The sequence below is a fragment of the Luteimonas marina genome (genome assembly GCF_007859325.1).
Lineage (GTDB): Bacteria > Pseudomonadota > Gammaproteobacteria > Xanthomonadales > Xanthomonadaceae > Luteimonas > Luteimonas marina.
On record NZ_VOHK01000013.1, the window covers coordinates 1 to 16818 of the forward strand.

The 16818-nt window shown below is 56.2% G+C and carries 22 protein-coding genes; all 22 read right to left on the reverse strand.

All coding sequences use genetic code 11. The features are described from left to right. On the reverse strand, positions 1-235 hold a 235-nt coding region (locus tag FQY83_RS17320; protein WP_158636543.1), incomplete at its 3' end, for a transposase. Between the two features lie 1426 nt (positions 236-1661). After that, the gene (locus FQY83_RS17325; protein ID WP_146389466.1) at positions 1662-2099 is read right to left on the reverse strand and encodes a hypothetical protein; all 438 of its coding nucleotides are present in this window, start codon (positions 2097-2099) and stop codon (positions 1662-1664) included. Between the two features lie 108 nt (positions 2100-2207). After that, entirely contained in the window at positions 2208-2612 is a 405-nt protein-coding gene (locus FQY83_RS17330) for a hypothetical protein (RefSeq protein WP_027080101.1), read from the reverse strand. A gap of 363 nt (positions 2613-2975) precedes the next feature. Further along, positions 2976-3488, reverse strand: coding sequence for a hypothetical protein (locus tag FQY83_RS17335; protein WP_146389467.1), 513 nt, complete (start codon positions 3486-3488; stop codon positions 2976-2978). Positions 3489-3570: 82 nt separating this feature from the next. Then, positions 3571-4278, reverse strand: coding sequence for a hypothetical protein (locus tag FQY83_RS17340; RefSeq protein ID WP_192906738.1), 708 nt, complete (start codon positions 4276-4278; stop codon positions 3571-3573). 474 nt (positions 4279-4752) lie between these two features. Continuing rightward, positions 4753-5118, reverse strand: coding sequence for a DUF6984 family protein (locus FQY83_RS17345; protein WP_425478678.1), 366 nt, complete (start codon positions 5116-5118; stop codon positions 4753-4755). Between the two features lie 435 nt (positions 5119-5553). After that, on the reverse strand, positions 5554-6168 hold the full coding sequence (locus FQY83_RS17350) for a 3'-5' exonuclease (RefSeq protein ID WP_146389470.1): 615 nt from the start codon (positions 6166-6168) through the stop codon (positions 5554-5556). Between the two features lie 59 nt (positions 6169-6227). Beyond that, entirely contained in the window at positions 6228-6602 is a 375-nt protein-coding gene (locus FQY83_RS17355) for a hypothetical protein (RefSeq protein WP_146389472.1), read from the reverse strand. A 620-nt stretch (positions 6603-7222) separates the two neighbouring features. After that, a complete protein-coding gene (locus tag FQY83_RS17360) occupies positions 7223-7630 on the reverse strand; it encodes a hypothetical protein (protein WP_146389474.1) in 408 nt (135 codons plus the stop codon). A gap of 72 nt (positions 7631-7702) precedes the next feature. After that, on the reverse strand, positions 7703-7987 hold the full coding sequence (locus FQY83_RS17365; protein WP_146389476.1) for a DUF6959 family protein: 285 nt from the start codon (positions 7985-7987) through the stop codon (positions 7703-7705). Positions 7988-8819: 832 nt separating this feature from the next. Beyond that, positions 8820-9272: a hypothetical protein gene (locus FQY83_RS17370; RefSeq protein WP_146389478.1), complete on the reverse strand. Its 453-nt coding sequence runs from the start codon at positions 9270-9272 to the stop codon at positions 8820-8822. 60 nt (positions 9273-9332) lie between these two features. Next, positions 9333-9743 carry a GFA family protein gene (locus tag FQY83_RS18010; protein WP_146389480.1) on the reverse strand — a complete coding sequence of 137 codons (411 nt, stop codon included), beginning with the start codon at positions 9741-9743 and terminating at the stop codon, positions 9333-9335. Positions 9744-9842: 99 nt separating this feature from the next. Further along, a complete protein-coding gene (locus FQY83_RS17380; RefSeq protein WP_146389482.1) occupies positions 9843-10352 on the reverse strand; it encodes a hypothetical protein in 510 nt (169 codons plus the stop codon). A 539-nt stretch (positions 10353-10891) separates the two neighbouring features. Beyond that, positions 10892-11386: a TspO/MBR family protein gene (locus FQY83_RS17385; protein WP_425478679.1), complete on the reverse strand. Its 495-nt coding sequence runs from the start codon at positions 11384-11386 to the stop codon at positions 10892-10894. A gap of 124 nt (positions 11387-11510) precedes the next feature. Continuing rightward, a complete protein-coding gene (locus FQY83_RS17390) occupies positions 11511-11894 on the reverse strand; it encodes a PH domain-containing protein (RefSeq protein WP_146389484.1) in 384 nt (127 codons plus the stop codon). A 114-nt stretch (positions 11895-12008) separates the two neighbouring features. Then, positions 12009-12389: a hypothetical protein gene (locus tag FQY83_RS17395; protein ID WP_146389486.1), complete on the reverse strand. Its 381-nt coding sequence runs from the start codon at positions 12387-12389 to the stop codon at positions 12009-12011. 74 nt (positions 12390-12463) lie between these two features. Next, positions 12464-12877 carry a VOC family protein gene (locus FQY83_RS17400; RefSeq protein WP_202878211.1) on the reverse strand — a complete coding sequence of 138 codons (414 nt, stop codon included), beginning with the start codon at positions 12875-12877 and terminating at the stop codon, positions 12464-12466. A 513-nt stretch (positions 12878-13390) separates the two neighbouring features. Next, a complete protein-coding gene (locus tag FQY83_RS17405) occupies positions 13391-13783 on the reverse strand; it encodes a hypothetical protein (RefSeq protein ID WP_146389488.1) in 393 nt (130 codons plus the stop codon). Between the two features lie 122 nt (positions 13784-13905). Then, positions 13906-14274 carry a VOC family protein gene (locus FQY83_RS17410; RefSeq protein ID WP_133001219.1) on the reverse strand — a complete coding sequence of 123 codons (369 nt, stop codon included), beginning with the start codon at positions 14272-14274 and terminating at the stop codon, positions 13906-13908. A 129-nt stretch (positions 14275-14403) separates the two neighbouring features. Continuing rightward, the gene (locus tag FQY83_RS17415) at positions 14404-14760 is read right to left on the reverse strand and encodes a hypothetical protein (protein WP_146389490.1); all 357 of its coding nucleotides are present in this window, start codon (positions 14758-14760) and stop codon (positions 14404-14406) included. A 555-nt stretch (positions 14761-15315) separates the two neighbouring features. Then, positions 15316-16149, reverse strand: a complete 834-nt coding sequence (locus FQY83_RS17420; RefSeq protein WP_146389492.1) for a hypothetical protein — start codon at positions 16147-16149, stop codon at positions 15316-15318. A 427-nt stretch (positions 16150-16576) separates the two neighbouring features. Then, a partial coding sequence (locus tag FQY83_RS17425) for a DUF3806 domain-containing protein (RefSeq protein WP_146388550.1) occupies positions 16577-16818 on the reverse strand: 242 nt, incomplete at its 5' end.

The window sequence follows — 16818 nt, forward strand, 5'->3', positions numbered from 1 at the left end:
CCTCGGTCACGCGCCGCAGCTCGGCCTTGAGGCGGCGCACTTCAGCCGAGTCAGTCCCCGTCGGCGCGGAACCTGCGGCCGGCTTGCCGGCCTTCTTCGCTTTCTGCACCCAGTCGTACAGCGTGTGCTTGGGGATCCCGATGCGCGCGGCCACATCCACAACCGTGAAGCCGCGCTCGAGCACCTGCTTCACCGCCTCGGCCCTGAACTCATCCGTGTATCGCTTGCTGCTCATGAACACCTCTGCTGTAGCCATGAATTATGGCCTGCGGGTGTCTACGAAAGGCTGGGCGGTCCAGTTTGGCATGGGGCATAACGCCTGAATTAAGCCGCGCCGCGAAGCGGCGTCGGCTTGAATGAATTGTTAGGTGTGCGGCTAGTCACCCTGAAACCAAACATACGTATGTGCCATGGACGCCCCCTCAATTAGCGAAAGTACAGCCTGAAGATGGCTTTGCCAACGGGGATTGCCAACAGCCGGCAACAGGCCACGAATCTCCGATGCCAGTACAGGAATCTGGAGTTGATTGAAGCAGGCATCTCCGGCTGGATCTATGAACCGTACGCAAGTGCTGCCGGTTTGCCGAAGTATAAGGCTGCTCATCTGAGCAAGTGCATCCGAGTCCTCAACGGTCGCGAGGATCTGGCCACGCTCATCCTTCCAGTAGACGTTTATCCCCATCGCACACCTAACGCCTGAATTAAGCCGCGCCGCGAAGCGGCGTCGGCTTGAATGAGTTGCTAGGGCGCACTGACGGAATGGCAGAGTTGCAACGCTGAGTCCAAGTGTAGCCACGAACCATCCATCTTCGTGAAATCATCTGCAACTCCAGAGCAGGATGAGCAACTTACTGCCCTATAGACGGAATTGTCCCGTACATACCACTGCAACTCACTTTTTGGTTGGCTGCTGAGCAGGCTAATCATTGTGTCAGCATCCGGCGGCGCGGCAATTGGCTTCCAGCCACTTGCCTCTGGCGCTAGTTGCGAGCAGCTATTGGGTAGCGTCGCGCAGCCGGGCAAGAGCATAAGTACAAGTGACAGGAAAGCTCTCATGTGCGGCCTAACGCCTGAATTAAGCCGCGCCGCGAAGCGGCGTCGGCTTGAATGAATTGTTAGGCCTCATGCTAGTAATCAACCTTGAGGTGTGCAATCAGCGGGGTGATTGCCTCTAGGTCGAAGAAGCCGGTGCGCTCAAGCGAGACAACCATTACGGACATTCGCAGGTCGCCAGTTGGCAAGTACGTTTGCCATGTTACCGGAGAGCTTCGATCACCAGTTGGCTGTGCGAACCACACTAGTGATTTCTCCCCGAAGAAGGTGTATCCAGCGAAGCGATAGCCCGGACCCGGCCTGGCGGGATGATTGCCAACATAGACGTCAAACAACTTTCTGCCGCTCTGCACATGGGTAGCGGTACACGACCAGAAATCTGGACCAGGCTCACCCGAGATTATGACGTTAGTGACACCCGGGAGCGCTGGGCAAGCGGGCGTTGGGCCGGTGGGAACATCAACAATCTTGGATTGTGCGTTGGCAGGTTCGGGCGTGACCGATAACCCAGCCAACAAGGCAATTGCGAGAATGTGTCTCATGAGGCCTAACGCCTGAATTAAGCCGCGCCGCGAAGCGGCGTCGGCTTGAATGAATTGTTAGACCTGCTACTCATCTGGTGGCAACGAAATTTCTGGAAGCTCGATGCGAGAGTTGATCAGACACTCATCAAACAATCGGCTTGTCTCTTCCAGTAGTGCGGATTGTTTAGCTTGAGTGCTCGCGCCAGCGAGATTTGCAGCAGCAGTTACCAGCGGAACTGGGAGGTCGGTGTGGAAGCGTAAGTACGAAGAAATAGCACCTTGGTAGATGACGTCCTGATTTGCGCAGGATTTGACCTTTGATGGGTCGTACACCGAATTTTTGGACTTTTCTAGAAGCTCTTTGAAGTTGTAAAGAGCAACTGACCCAGACATCCAGTTCTGCTTTGCCTCATTGCAACTATCAGCCAGAACTTTTGAATCTTGGTTCCACTGATGCTTGAAATATGCACCGGACGCCACCGCGCCAACAGCAAGTCCGATCAAAAGCATCAGTACCTTCATATGTCACTCCTGTCACAAGTTGCATGGATGCTGATAAGCAGGTCTAACGCCTGAATTAAGCCGCGCCGCGAAGCGGCGTCGGCTTGAATGAATTGTTAGGCGCGTACCTCATGGCCTATCCGCCACGGTAACTGACCCCGTCTCCGTTACGGACACGTAGCGCTGAAGCACGACACCCGAAGTGAAGCCGCGAGAGAAGATTACATAGATGGTGCGACCGCCCAGATCCACGTAGCCACCTTCGTAGGTAATCTGGACGCCGTTTGCATTGAACCCTCGTAGTTGTCGGAGCTGGTCGGGGCCAATGTTGAACGTCCTGCCAAATGCTTCAATGCGAAGCAGTGTGATACCCCTGTCGGATTGCGCTCCTGCCACTTTGACAGGCCCAGATTGACCGATGCCGGGGGACTCTAACGCGAAGGCGTTGAGAGAAAGCAACCCCTCTTTCGAAGCGATCGCGCCGCTCGGTAAGGCGGCAAGTGCAAGAATGAGGATGAGCCAGAGATTCTTCATACGCGCCTAACACCTGAGTTAAGCCGACCGGCGAAGCCGGTTCGGCTTGAACGAATAGTTAGGGCGCCGGCGACGGAACTGCCGGGCCCTGCTGCCGAAACTGTACCCCAAACCGCAGCCGCGGCAAGCTGGCCCCAAACAGGTGCGGGAAGGACATTGCTGCGCGCAATGCCGCCAGCCAACGGCTTGCCCATAGGACCGGTCGGGAACGAACTTGCTGTGAGTGCAACTGGAGTAGCAGGCTTGCGCATGCCAAGTGCAGCAGCTGAAGCCAGCACAGCGATTGATGCTTGGCCCGAGCGGCCTAACGCCTGAATTAAGCCGCGCCGCGAAGCGGCGTCGGCTTGAATGAATTGTTAGGCCCTACTGCCTGATTGATTGAAAGCACTCTCGCTCTCCAAGCTCGATGCGACGAGGTTGAGGTTGTTCGGATCTCCATCGGTAGCGTGAAGACCATACGCACAGACTGCCTTTGAGATGGGTTTGTACAAGGCTAGGATCTCCGCTAACAGCAGCACCGACTATAAGTGACGGAACATCTTGGTCGTTGCAGCCAATGCACTGGCGTGCTACTGCTAAGGAAGGGGAGCGAAAGCCCCAGTCCTGCGCTGTTTGGTCAATTTTTTCATCTTCATAGAATGCTCGAGCAGCGAAAGCGATTCTTGTGCCATCACGCAACCGAAGGCTGATGCGCTCGGTGCGGTCTGTGCCATCTACTACCGCACTCTCAACGACGCTGTATGCAATAACCTCGACGCAGAAGCTCATTGCGCAATATTGCGGCTTGTGCTCTGGCGGAGGTGTCGCGCGACCAGTAGAGACAATGATGGCAAGTGCCATGAGCGCGGAAGCAAGAATGAAAGTCCATTTGGTCATCAATGCCACCTCAATCTCGACTTGTAGGGCCTAACGCTTGAGTTAAGCCGTGCCGCGAAGCGGCGTCGGCTTGAACGAACTGTTAGGCGTGCGCTGCGTAATCAAAGTTCTCAAATGGGTCATCTTGGCTCGAGAGGCTGGGCCATGTGAACTCATATCGCTCTTCAACCGGCCAATCCGTAGGAAACCTAATACGGAGCATATCGCCGATAGATGGCTCCATGCCGTCGTCGCCCTCATAGGTATAGCACGCGCCACTGAGTGAAATGGATTTGCTGCCAGGCGCGTACTCCTCGTCCATGAACTGGGCGGATAAAAGGATGTTCAGGCCGCAAAACGCATCTATGAGTGCGTCAAGGGTGGCTAGGTGAAAATTCTCGTGGCGGTTGTGCTTCGATTTGTTGTAAGCCCGGTACCACAGGAGCGGTTGATCTGATCCCCAGGCTGCGAATGGCTGGCGAATACCTGCGGCTCCTTTCCAGCCCGGCACTCGCACCTGATATGCGGAAACCCTGTGGGACAGGTTGATCAGTTTGTAGTCGCCAATGTTGAGATTCTGACCAGATGTTGCTTTGGCATAGCCATTATCTAGAAATATGGCAGTAAAGCTTGCCTCGATTTCGACGCACGTCCGCATTAGCAACTGCTGAATGCGGTGCGAGTAGGTGCTTAGATTGACGTCGCTGGGCTCGACGTACGAGAACAGCTCGAGAACATCCTGCTGGATAAGCAGGAAAGCGCGCACGTAGTGTCGTGGGTCGGTCGCGTACTTCGGATGCAGCAAATACATCCAACGGCCGCTGTCGGAGTAGCTTCCGTCGACGAACTGGCGGCAGGTTCTTCGGTAAGGCCTAATTATGCTCATCGCACGCCTAACGCCTGAGTTAAGCCGCGCCACGAAGTGGCGTCGGCTTGAATGAATTGTTAGGCGGCAAACTATCAGAAACCGGCGCCAACCGGGCGCGGGAGCGCACCCGCGGACTGACCGAAGTTTGCCTGGGCGAGACGCGCGGGCCGTCCGATGGCCATCCGAAGGCCCGTAAACCTTCCGCGAGCCGACGGGAACCCGGTACTGGCTCTGGGCGAGCGTGACCATGCTTGGGGAGCGGGCCGAAGGCCAGCAAGCGAGCCGCCGCGACAGGCCAAAGATGCTGCCGAAGAGCAGCGGCCGATCAGCGCCGCGAACCGGAAGCCGGCAGCAAGTGGAGCAGAACGTTTGCCGTGCTGTTGCTACAGCAATGCTTCTCGCCGCCTAACGCCTGAGTTAAGCCGCGCCGCGAAGCGGCGTCGGCTTGAACGAATTGTTAGGCGGGCCAGCTAGAAGCTCTGTATGCGAAGGCCAGCCCACCGTGGGCTCGAAGTCTACCCGCCAGACGTCAATCTCGAACGGTTTACCGTCTTGGTCAAGATTGAGCGCCGCCGATACAGGAATGCCATCCAAGTCGTAGAAGTGGCACTCAGCTGGCGATGAGCCGAACCTGCGAGAGCTGTCGAAGGGCACAATGGCGAGGCTACCCATGCCACCATCTGACATGGGGCGAACAATAAGCGCATCGAGGTCGACCGGCATGCCAGCAAGCTCGAATAGATATGCGACTACCGGACGCTCATGTTCGAGAAGATGTCTCATGGCCGCCTAACGCCTGAATTAAGCCGCGCCGCGAAGCGGCGTCGGCTTGAATGAATTGTTAGGCCGCAATGCGCTGCAGCCTGATGGCAACTACAACATCAAGTACTAGTGAGAAAGCGGTAAAGAGCACTGTGCCTGCAATGAACATATTTGTCAGAGCCAAAGAGTCCGCTGAAAGCAAGAAGCGAAGAAACGCCCCAGGAGTGGCTATGGCGCAAACGATTGCGAGGCACCCAGAAGCCACCGAGGAGAAGCGCACTAAGGGTCTTGTGTCCTCCGCGCCGAATTTGATCGCAAAGAGATTTATCGCGGCTCCGAGAATCAGTATGAAGATGGCTGCGAGGACTCTCAATTGACTCTCACTTGCGGCCTAACGCCTGAATTAAGCCGCGCCGCGAAGCGGCGTCGGCTTGAATGAATTGTTAGGTCTGCCAGTCACACAGACCTGAGTTTTGATGCTGCTGCAATGTACACGTGTAAGGCGCGCTCACAATCGCCGAGGGCGCGATGCTGGTTTGAAAGTGAAAGATTACCGTCACGCGCAAGGTCTGCTAGACGAAAGCTTTGACGGCTTGGCCAAGCTCGTCTTGCCATTTTTAGTGCGCAAGAAGTTGGATTGCGGAACTGAAGGTTGTGCTGCGCGGCTGCGTTGTGAAGGAATGGAAGGTCGAAATCTGTATTGAAGGAAACTAAGCGAAGGTCACCAACAAATGCGGCGAAGCCGTTGAGTGCTTCTTCAAGTGAAACGCCGTCAGACTTGAGTAGATCATCAGTGATGCCAGTTAGCTCAACGATCTTCTTCGGGAGCTTCCGCTTGGCGAAAACTAAATTTTGATACGTGTCGTGCTGATTCGAGTCACGGTTAACTCTGATAGCGCCTATCTCAATGATTTGATGCTTTGACGGATCAAGGCCAGTTGTCTCTAGATCAAAAACTACGAACTGTGCCGGCAAGTGCGTGATGTCTATTGGCGCAGCAGTTTGGCGACTGCGAGTAAAGAGCCAGTAGCAGACGGCCGCAATCACTATAAGCAGCAGAAGTGTTTCCATGGCAGACCTAACGCCTGAATTAAGCCGCGCCGCGAAGCGGCGTCGGCTTGAATGAATTGTTAGGCGTCTCTCAGTAAGTCCCTGAACGCCTGTCGTATTTCCACAAGCCGAATCTTACGCTCAACCAGTTCGCTCGGTGCCCACTCAAGCTTGTCGGCCCAATACTCTGTCTTTTCCCCGAGACGTCGCGAGAGATCGCGGCTGATATGGCGAACCTTAACGGATGCGTCAGACCACAACTGGGAAAGCTTGTACTCCTGAGCTCTGTCAAATCCTTTTTGTCCGCCACTCTCCTCCTCATACTTGAGGGTAGCGTTGATAGCCTCAGACACGGCGAGAAGTGCAGCATCTTTCTGCGCGTCTTTGTGGTGCCGATCCTTCTGGAAGAACTCCAACAGCTTCTGGAGTGGGGTAAGTAAAACTGAGCCGTCCATGTTCTCTCCAGAGACGCCTAACGCCTGAGTTAAGCCGCGCCGCGAAGCGGCGTCGGCTTGAATGAATTGTTAGGCCTGCGGCTCACGCACGCCAACCTGCTGAAGGAATACTGCAAGTTGCTTAGAGTCGATCTTGCTCCCAAGTCCATACAAGTACTCCCGGCCATCCTTAGTGCGAAATGTAAAGACTAAGTGCACCCTACCGCCCATACGCGCAGTGCCGACGTCTGCGGATTGAACTTGCGAGAGCTTAGTGACCTTCCGGCCAACCACGATGCGGTCCGTTGCTACGAGGACACTGTTGGGAACGCGAGAAAACAGCCACATGCCTGGATAGGCGACTAGAAGTGCCGCACTAACCGAGAAGAGCGCAGTAAGTACGAAGTCTCGACCAGTACTGAGAGGCACCACAGCCACAAGCCCAACAGCGAGCAAACCCGCTAGGATAATGGCAAGCAAAAGCTTGTTTCCACCCGTAACAGAACGCGCGCGCGCCCTAGCAAAGGCAAATGGCTCTATCCAGTGGAAAGGTTGGTCTTGCGACATTTTTACCAAGCAGGCCTAACGCCTGAATTAAGCCGCGCCGCGAAGCGGCGTCGGCTTGAATGAATTGTTAGGCATCAATCCCACCACGCAACAAGAGCAGAGCTTCTGTCCGATTGCGATAGCGACGTGCCAAGTGCATCTGGATCGGCAGGCCCAACTTCATCGGGCTGGAGATCCACAATGGCTGTTTGCAGCGCCTCGGGAGTTATCGCACCAGTCACCACGACCGTGTCCGAAAAGGGCCATGCGTCATCGCCAGGGTCAAGCTCCGTGATGAGGGCATGCACCGCCGTTACATCAGGCCGCTGCAAGAGGCTAAGTAATGTCTCACGGAACAGCCCAATGCCTGGATGGGGGACAAGATTGCAGCCGATCGAGCCCTCATCATCGTTTCCGTCAAAGAACCGATCTATCGGAACCAACTGTGGCTCGGGCTGGCTCTCAAGCTCTTTCTTCAGCGCATCGCTCTTTTCTTGATCCACAGAAAACTCTCCATTGATGCCTAACGCCTGAATTAAGCCGCGCCGCGAAGCGGCGTCGGCTTGAATGAATTGTTAGGCATCAGCCTGCTCACTGAAAGGCAACGGCAACTGATGCTCACCGAGAACCACCTTGTAGTGGCTGAGATATCCCCACAGCTTGTTACGCAGATCATTGGCCTCCCCGTAGGCTTCTGGGGTCAGCGAACTCTTTGCTGCGGCGCACACCAAGTCTGCTTGAAGGCAAAGTGCGTGCAATGAGTCACCTTGCACGAGGATGCCAGGAAAGCGACGCTCGGGGTGCCGCATAACTGCGGCATTAGATTGATCTGAAAGAATTTCAACCGTTGCGATGCGCATGATCTGATGCCTAACGCCTGAATTAAGCCGCGCCGCGAAGCGGCGTCGGCTTGAATGAATTGTTAGGCGGCAAAGTATCAGAAAGCAGGACCAATCGGGCGCGGGAGCGCTCTCGCGGACCGGCCGAAGTTTGCCTGGGCGAGCCGCGCGGACCTTCCGATGGCGATCCGAAGGCCAGCACACTCTCTGAAAGCCGACGGGAAGCCGAACCTGGCTCCGGGCGAGCGCGACCAAGTTGGGGAGCGACCCGAAGGCCAGCAAGCAAACCGCCGAGCCAGACCAGAGATGTTGCCGGAGATCAGCGACCGATCAGCGCCGCGGGCCAGATGCTGGAAGCACCGCGAACAGACCGTTTGCGGTGACGCTGCTACAGCAACGCTCTTAGCCGCCTAACGCCGGAATTAAGCCGCGCCGCGAAGCGGCGTCGGCTTGAATGACTTGTTAGGCCGCCGCTGCCTGGCACCCTGCCCGATCTGACGCGGCCCAACCCCTGGGCGAACAGTACAACAAGTCTGGGACGACAGCTTGGGCTGGAACTGGAACTTTCTGCGGACGAAGCCCGAACGTGCGACTCGCGCGGCCGAGAACCCGCACCGCCAGCCCACACGAGGCCGATTCAGAACGATCGTACTTGCGTTGAAGCAGCGTCTGTCCGAAGCCGAGCTGCGTCACGAGTGGCCGCCGATGCCACTCACGCGCGTGCAAAGTGCAAACGCTACGAATGAGCGAAGTGCCGTAATCCGACCAGAGCTCGGCTACAACAGTGCCAAGAACAAAGGCCTAACGCCTGAGTTAAGCCGCGCCGCGAAGCGGCGTCGGCTTGAATGAATTGTTAGGCTGCGCCAAGCGCAAGTGACCCAACAATGGTGGAAAAGAAGTCCGATGACTCTTCCGGTCCTGATGAATCATAGTCGTGGAATGTAGCCCGGAGCACGTGCTTTCCCGCGGCAATCTGCTTGCCGCAGATCCAGTACTTGCGCGCACCATTGATTCCCTCCCAGTAGCCGGAAGCTGACGTTGCGTCTCCCTCCGAGACGTGGCTTATAACCTGCCAAGTCTCCTCTGCTGGAAAGAACGAGCTCAGCTCTGTGCGTTGGAACGACTCAATCAATTCGCGAGAGCCGCGCGTCTCCTCGTCCGACATGATCCAGAGGCTGATGTAGAAGCCCTTGTCCCCGGCCGGCGACTCGAAATACAACGTGCCATCACTGTCCGAAGCGTCAGGCCAGTCGCTAGGAAATGCGACAGTCCAGTTGTCTGTAGTGATGCGGTCGAACTCTGTCATTGCGCAGCCTAACGCCGGAATTAAGCCGCGCCGCGAAGCGGCGTCGGCTTGAATGAATTGTTAGGCCGCACTTCCGACGTGCCGCTCTGCATGTTGCTGAGCTTGATCGCCAAGTGCGTCCCACTCCGCCTTTGAATCAACCCAGAGATGAGCTCGGACACTGAGACCAATCCCGGTCCCGGGCAGAAGCCCTGCTGGTATGAACATGCGCTCGCTATCATTCTTGCCAGGAAGCCGCGAACCGCAGGTCTTGCAGAACCAAGTCTCCCACTGCGAATCTGGTTTAGACCACTTGACGATATGCTCTTCGCCTTGTAGCCATCTAAACTGCTCATCCTGAACTAGAACGACTGCGATTCCATTCGCGCCAGTCGCCCGCCGGCAGATCGAACAGTGGCATATGAACACGCCTTCCGCGGTTCCCTCGAACTCGAATCTGACGGAGCCACAATTGCAGTGACCGCTGATCACATGTTACCTCCGGACATTGAAGCGCCGCCTGCAGCGTGCTGTGCGGCCTAACGCCTGAGTTAAGCCGCGCCGCGAAGCGGCGTCGGCTTGAATGAATTGTTAGGGCGCACCCGCAGGCTCCATGCCGACGACCGCCCGCATGTACAAGTACCGCGGATCTGAGGAAAGCGTATCTGGATAGTCCCAAACTGTCATTTGCTTGAGGCTGGTGCCGTGCTGCTCCAACTCACTGTCGATGCGAGCTGCGACCTCGGGTGACGCGCCCAGCACGACAACATCCAACTCGCAGAGAACCGCCCACTGACCAGAAGCGTCAGAGAGAACGTGCTCTAGTGATTGGTTGGCGGGGCGACTGGCTACTGCACGGAAGGCGGCCCAAGTGGGCGCAACACCTACGGCTGTTGGTTGCTCCGGCGTGTAGAAGGAGACGTCGATCTCCTTATGTCCGGTCGCGTCCATGAGTGCTTCATACAAGAAGCGCGGCATCATTGTTGCGTCGAAGCGATCGCGGTTGAGGCAGCACCCACGCCAAGAAGTGTCCATAAACGGTGGAACGCAATCGCCAGCTTCGTTGAAGAAGCGAACTCTTGGATCAGCTTTTTGCTGCACGCTCGACGTATCCACTTGTGCGCCCTAACGCTTGAGTTAAGCCGCGCCGCGAAGCGGCGTCGGCTTGAATGAACTGTTAGGGGGCACCGCCGTTAATGGCAAGCTCCCCGCCAATACGAACATCTTGCCCGTACTTGAAGCTACGAGTCGCTACAACGGTACCACCGCAACTCAAAGAAACCAGATGCCCGCCGCGTGATGAGCCAATGATGAAGCTCTCACGGAAGTCGCCAGACACAGCGCGCTCAGCTGGGGCAGCACTGGAACCGACAGCCTGGACTGATAGGGTGCAGTTAGAGTCTGGTGGTGCGGAGCCCGTAGCGTAGAACTGGCCGTCAGCGGGGCCGAAAGAGACGCAACCAACAAGCGCCATGCAAATGGTCAAAGCAGCCAGCAGTCGCATGAGCGTCCAGTGCCCCCTAACGCCTGAGTTAAGCCGCGCCGCGTAGTGGAGCGAACACATGGCAAGCTTTACCTGCCATGTGGCTCGCGTAACGAAGCGGCGTCGGCTTGAACGAATTGTTAGGCAACGCACCCCGCTACCCCAGAATCTGAGGATTGAGTCGCCACACTGAATAATTAAGCGCAGAGGCGAAGCTTACCCAAAGCAGGTACGGGATGAACAGCGCGCCAGCCAACGGCCTGACACGCCAGAATACAATGAGCGTTGCAACGATAAGCATCCAAAGCAGAACAATGTTCGCGAAGGCGAAGCCGCCCAAGTGCCACCCGAAGAACAGCCAGCTCCAGAGCGCATTGACTGCGAGTTGGACCAGAAACAAAGTGAGGGCTGTACGTGCAGCACGGAACCCTCCGACACGCCAGACTAACCATGCGGCAATGCCCATGAGCGCGTACAGGATTGTCCAGACGGGGCCGAACAGGTCAGGTGGTGGCGCCCAGCTCGGGCGTACTAGCTGCGTATAGAACGGACCAGCTTGTATGGATGCGGCGCTGCCAATGGCGGCTGCAATGAAGCTCACTACGAGCCAGGCAACGAACCCAATGATTTGCTTGCTTCTTGGCAAAGTCACGATTCACTCCCTTGTGTTGCCTAACGCTCAAGTTAAGCCGAATTGCAGCGCGTAGCTGGGCACATGGCAAGCTCTTTGTGCCATGTGCCTGGCGTAGCGATGCAATTTCGGCTTGAACGCATTGTTAGGCCGAGCCCGACTGAAGCACCGCATTTGCAATGAGCTTATCCAAGCGGCGCACGTCAATGCCTTTGTTGAGGTTGACCTTGATGTGCCCCGCCCTGGTCCACAGCTCAATCTCTGAGTTGAAATTGAAGATTCCGTGTCCGTTCTCAGACGACCACATGTGGATCGACGAATAGGGCAGGGAATAGATCTCGACCTTCTTGCCCGTGAACCCTTGGACATCCCGAACGATCAGCCGCTTGTTGGTGAAAATTGCAGCGTCTCTGAACGTCTTATAAGCCGCCAGTGCAGTCTCACCCTCGACCAATAGATCATTGACGTCATTCGGGATAGGGCACTCCGAAACCAACGTCCAAGCTAGGATTCCTGCTGTTTCTGCCATGTAGTGCTCCCCTCAAATAGCCCGGACTGTTGTTGCCGGCCTAACGCCTGAATTAAGCCGCGCCGCGAAGCGGCGTCGGCTTGAATGAATTGTTAGGCGCCAAGCCGATAACTCTCACGGCGCGGATGGAAACAGAATCTCTCCGTCATCTGAGCTTACGTCAAAGAATCCAACGCGATGTTTGATGGCGAGCTCTCGCGTCTTGTTGTATGCCTGTTCTGCGACTGACCAAGCAAATGCTGAGTAGATGACGGTCTTTCCGATGGAGTGATCTGTGACCTCAAATGCATCAGAGTCCACTGCAAGCGGGCCGTTCATTGGCGGGAAGAATTGAATCATCTCTCGGAACCAAGCTTGCAGCGAAGGAGTACTCACCACTGGGTCGTTGTAGCTGTGATCCTCCGACCATTCCGTCTGTTTGTCGTACCACGCCATAAAGGATTCACGCTCCTTTGGTGCGGCATCTGGGTCAAAGACCATCAGGTCGTAGCTCATTGCCCCTCCTGGCGCCTAACGCCTGAATTAAGCCGCGCCGCGAAGCGGCGTCGGCTTGAATGAATTGTTAGGCATCACTTGCCATTATCAGAGTGGAACATCCAGCGAATGCCGAACTTGTCATTCAATGCTCCGTAAAGCCCGAATGGCTGTTCAGTGAGCGGATCGGTCACTCTCGCACTGCCGGATAGTTTATCGAACAAAGATCGCGTTTCTTCGGCGCTGCCGCCACTGATATACAGGCAAACCGTGTTGCCGGAAGTCGGTTGCTCACTTGGAAGCATCCAGTCCGATGCGGACAAGGAGATGCCCTCAGCTTTCAGATGGGCATTTATGACTCTGTTGTGCATCTCAGGAGGAAACATCGCTTTGATCGGGGTGTCGCCGACCAGTGATACTGAAAGCTGACCACCAAGACAGGAATGATAGAACTGCATGGCTTCTTTGCATGAGCCATCCAGCAGAAGATAGGTTGAAAGGGAAATCATGGAGAATTCCTAACGGTTTGTATGGGCGGGTAAGGATACTGTGATCCTGAGTGTTTGAGATGCGACAGGGTTTCCTGTGATGCCTAACGCCGGAATTAAGCCGTGCCGCGAAGCGGCATCGGCTTGAATGACTTGTTAGGCCGCCGATGCCCAGCACCGCGACCCAACCCCTGGCCAAACAGTACAACAAGTCTTGCCCTGCAGCTGGGGCTTGAGCTTGCTGCGGACGGAGCCGGTTCGCCCGAGCGCGCGGCCGAGAACCCACACCGCCAACCTACACGAGGCCGACTCAGGATGATCGTACTTGTGCCGAAGCCGCGCCTGTCCGGAGCCGAGCAGCGTCACGAGTGACCTCCGATACCGCTGCCGCGCGTGCAAGGTGCAAGCGCCACGGATGAGCGCGTTGCCGCAAGCCGCTCAGAACACGGCTACAACAGAGCCGAGAACCAAAGGCCTAACGCTTGAATTAAGCCGCGCCGCGAAGCGGCGTCGGCTTGAATGAATTGTTAGGCTTCACGCCCGGCCACCCTGCACATGCTCTCGGAAGCCTTGCGTGGCCTCAGAGGTGAGAGATAAAAGTTCTGTCTCATGAACATGGACGGCGGTGATTCCGCGGCGCTTGGCCTCCGAGGGGAACGTAGTTTGGAATTGCCCCTTCGGGAGCAGAAGGGTGGCAGGGGTGCCACCGCTGCGCTCCAAGCATGAACTGAATAATTTACGCACTTCAAACACGGAAGGCTCGGCCTGCGCAACAGACACGAAAGCAGTGCCAAAGATGAAGCCGCTTGCAGCGTCCATGAGTGCGATGCAATTGAAATCTCCGTCTTGCTCGGTGCGAACGGGAGCATCATTGAGTTGGAACACAACCCAAGCCTCGTCTTCTTCAAATTGGTTGGGTTCTAGCATGAACTTTCCATGTGAAGCCTAACGCCTAAGTTAAGCCGCGCCGCGTAGTGGAGCCGACCACATGGCAAGCTTTCTCTGCCATGTGGTTGGCGTAACGAAGCGGTGTCGGCTTGAACGCATTGTTAGGCGCCACCCGACGCACCCCGCTGCTGTCCGACCCACAGGCGATTGCCGTCCGGATCATCGATGCGGAACTCTGTCATGCCATAGAACGTCTCGTCCAGGTCCGGAACGGGCAAACCGGCCGTACGCGCCTGTTGGTGAAACTCCACCACATCTTGGGGATAGAGGTAGAGAACGGCGATCCTGGGAATGCCCGCATGGAGGTTGATGGACTGGTCCAGCATGATCTGGCTGTCGCCGCAGCGCAGCCTAGCCCAGCCCCATTCGTCGTTTCGTTCTTCAACAACGAATCCGAGCTTCTCGTAGAAGCTAATGCTCTCGGGCATGTTCGAGACCGGCTGCATCGGCACAAGATCTTTGAGACTCATGCAACCTCCACGTGGCGCCTAACGCCTAAGTTAAGCCGCGCCGCAGCGGGGCGTGAAGCACATGGCAAGCTCTTCCTGCCATGTGGTTTGCGCCCCGATGCGGTGTCGGCTTGAACGCATTGTTAGGCGCTAGCATAGCCAGACTTCAAGGGCATCCGTCCCGCTGAAGCCCGATAGGCTGAGGTTGAGCGGATCAGAACCCCAGGCCAACCAGAACAGTCGGTCCTCGGGGCAGTAGAGCAGCCAGTAGCTCTCTGAGTTGGCCAGGGCATAACCCTCGAGTCTGTCAATTGTCACTTTGCAGGAACGCGCATGATCGTTTGGCACTGCCACCGCCAGCACAGGCGGATCAAGAACATGTGCGAGGAGATGATCCTTGCCCTGTGCGATATAAGCGTCCGCATCTTGGACATGGCCAGTGAACACTTGAGAGGTGTCCTCAAGTGCCTTGCGCAGAGTCGCATGGAGCTCTTCGGAGTCGATCACTAGCGCCTAACGCCTGAATTAAGCCGCGCCGCGAAGCGGCGTCGGCTTGAATGAATTGTTAGGCCCCAACGAGATTCTTGGCATGTTCGTACTCTAGCCAACCTCGATCTTCGTTGACACCCCACCTAAGTTTCTCGTTGCTCAGTGAGGCAAAAGCTCCGTCCAGCGCCTTTGAGCTAGCTGCGTAGGCGTACCAGGTCAACCGATCTGGCGTCTCATGAACTAGCACAAGCAGGCAGTTTCCTTCTCGTTCCAGCGTTTGTCTGACCGAAAGGCTAAGCGAGTCCGCTTCCAGCGTCTGTTCCGCCTTATCGGTCCATGCCAGTGCCACGATTGGGAAGTGGTTCCGCGGCACATCGGATGGAAGCTGCCGAACGTGAAGCTTGCCTGGGATATTGTCATGAGTTAGCGGTCTAACCAGCCAATTCTCGCCTATTGAGGCGATGTTGAACTTATGCTGCTTGGAGCGCCTGAAGATGCTGAGCATGGGGCCTAACACCAGAATTAAGCCGCGCCACGAAGTGGCGTCGGCTTGAATGAATTGTTAGATGACAGTCATCTGACCCCGATTTTCACCTTAGCACGGCGCCCGATCCATTTATCCAGGCGTCTCGCGTGCGACTCCATTGGGCCGGGCACGTACTGAAGTGTGGGCATAAGTCGAAAAGGCGCGGAGAAAAGACGGGCTAAGCACTCTTCGTATGCCGCCTTCTGTCCTGTCACCTCGATAAAATCAACCTGTGCATGGTGTACAAACGCCGACTTCGGGACATCTACGCAGCCATCTATCTCCGGGCAGACAATGAATACCTCCTCGTCGGAGCCTGGGAGTTCCAAATCCTTCAGTGTGTAGATTGACGCCCATACCCACTGAACCGGAACATCTAACTGAAGCTCGATCTCGCCACTAAACGCGGAGCAAACGTGATTGAAGAAGGTGATTGTTTGAAGAGGCAGCCTGACCCTTCCTTTTTCCGCGCAATGCTCCAAAAGAGTTGCTGCAACGCTTGACTCCGGCGCCCGTAGCCCTCTCCTAACTAGCATTGTTGGCGAGATCTGAAGCATTTCCGCTTGACCAAATTCATAGATCCTGCGCGCATCATCAATCGCAGAGCGCAGCTCAGCATGAGAATATGGTTGGAAATGTTGTCTATCAGGAATAAGGTCTCGCGCCCATGGGAATCTGTGCACGCCCAAGGCCGCCGTCAGGATATAGGTGAGCACGTGCTTCGCTTCTGCGCTTCGCCCGTGACCATTACTAGTGATCGGATTGATGTTCTTATAGATTCGGCGTTTATTGACCAGAAGTGCTTCTAGAAGATCGTCGATGACGGTCGTCTGCTTGCACTCAGAAAAATTGGTCTTTGCAGCTAGCGACGAACTTTCCATGTCATCTAACGCCGGAATTAAGCCGTGCCGCGAAGCGGCATCGGCTTGAATGACTTGTTAGGCCGCCGATGCCCAGCACCGCGACCCAACCCGTGGCCGAACAGTACAACAAGTCAGGGCGGACAGCCTGGGCTTGAACTTGCCATGGCCGGAGCCAGATTGCCCCGCTCGCGCGTCCAAGAACTCACACCGCCCACCTGCACGAGGCCGATTCAGGATGATCGTACTTGTGCAGAAGCTGATCTGTCCGAAGCCGAGCTGCGCCACGAGTGACTGCCGATGCCGCCACGCGTGTGCGAGGTGCAAACGCTATGGATGAGCGCGATGCCGCTGCCCGCGAAGAACCCCGCTACAACAGTGCCGCGAACCAAAGGCCTAACGCCAGAATTAAGCCGAGCCGCGAAGCGGCTTCGGCTTGAATGAATTGTTAGGCGCTATGCCGCGCCGTGTCATTGATGGTGTTGCATGCAGCATTGAACAGATCATAGACGTCGACTACCTCTCCCTGCTCGATGCGCTTGGAGATTGAAGTCATTGGGAAAACGAGAACAGATGTGCCATCCAGCCTCAGCGCGGGGTCACGGCCATACTCATCCTCAACTGCAACCCAGTCCAGTCCCATGTGCTGCGCAAGTGCGTCACCAAATGTGATCCCGAGGCATTGCAGCT

Bases quoted from the DNA above. Each gene is read 5' to 3' on its own strand.
- FQY83_RS17405 (WP_146389488.1), bottom strand. From the start codon at position 13,783: ATGCTAGAACCCAACCAATTTGAAGAAGACGAGGCTTGGGTTGTGTTC.
- FQY83_RS17345 (WP_425478678.1), bottom strand. From the start codon at position 5,118: ATGAGACATCTTCTCGAACATGAGCGTCCGGTAGTCGCATATCTATTC.
- FQY83_RS17410 (WP_133001219.1), bottom strand. From the start codon at position 14,274: ATGAGTCTCAAAGATCTTGTGCCGATGCAGCCGGTCTCGAACATGCCC.
- FQY83_RS17355 (WP_146389472.1), bottom strand. From the start codon at position 6,602: ATGGACGGCTCAGTTTTACTTACCCCACTCCAGAAGCTGTTGGAGTTC.
- FQY83_RS17365 (WP_146389476.1), bottom strand. From the start codon at position 7,987: ATGCGCATCGCAACGGTTGAAATTCTTTCAGATCAATCTAATGCCGCA.
- FQY83_RS17390 (WP_146389484.1), bottom strand. From the start codon at position 11,894: ATGGCAGAAACAGCAGGAATCCTAGCTTGGACGTTGGTTTCGGAGTGC.
- FQY83_RS17370 (WP_146389478.1), bottom strand. From the start codon at position 9,272: ATGACAGAGTTCGACCGCATCACTACAGACAACTGGACTGTCGCATTT.
- FQY83_RS17420 (WP_146389492.1), bottom strand. From the start codon at position 16,149: ATGGAAAGTTCGTCGCTAGCTGCAAAGACCAATTTTTCTGAGTGCAAG.
- FQY83_RS17330 (WP_027080101.1), bottom strand. From the start codon at position 2,612: ATGAAGAATCTCTGGCTCATCCTCATTCTTGCACTTGCCGCCTTACCG.
- FQY83_RS17350 (WP_146389470.1), bottom strand. From the start codon at position 6,168: ATGGAAACACTTCTGCTGCTTATAGTGATTGCGGCCGTCTGCTACTGG.
- FQY83_RS17340 (WP_192906738.1), bottom strand. From the start codon at position 4,278: ATGTATTTGCTGCATCCGAAGTACGCGACCGACCCACGACACTACGTG.
- FQY83_RS17335 (WP_146389467.1), bottom strand. From the start codon at position 3,488: ATGACCAAATGGACTTTCATTCTTGCTTCCGCGCTCATGGCACTTGCC.
- FQY83_RS17400 (WP_202878211.1), bottom strand. From the start codon at position 12,877: ATGATTTCCCTTTCAACCTATCTTCTGCTGGATGGCTCATGCAAAGAA.
- FQY83_RS17395 (WP_146389486.1), bottom strand. From the start codon at position 12,389: ATGAGCTACGACCTGATGGTCTTTGACCCAGATGCCGCACCAAAGGAG.
- FQY83_RS17325 (WP_146389466.1), bottom strand. From the start codon at position 2,099: ATGAAGGTACTGATGCTTTTGATCGGACTTGCTGTTGGCGCGGTGGCG.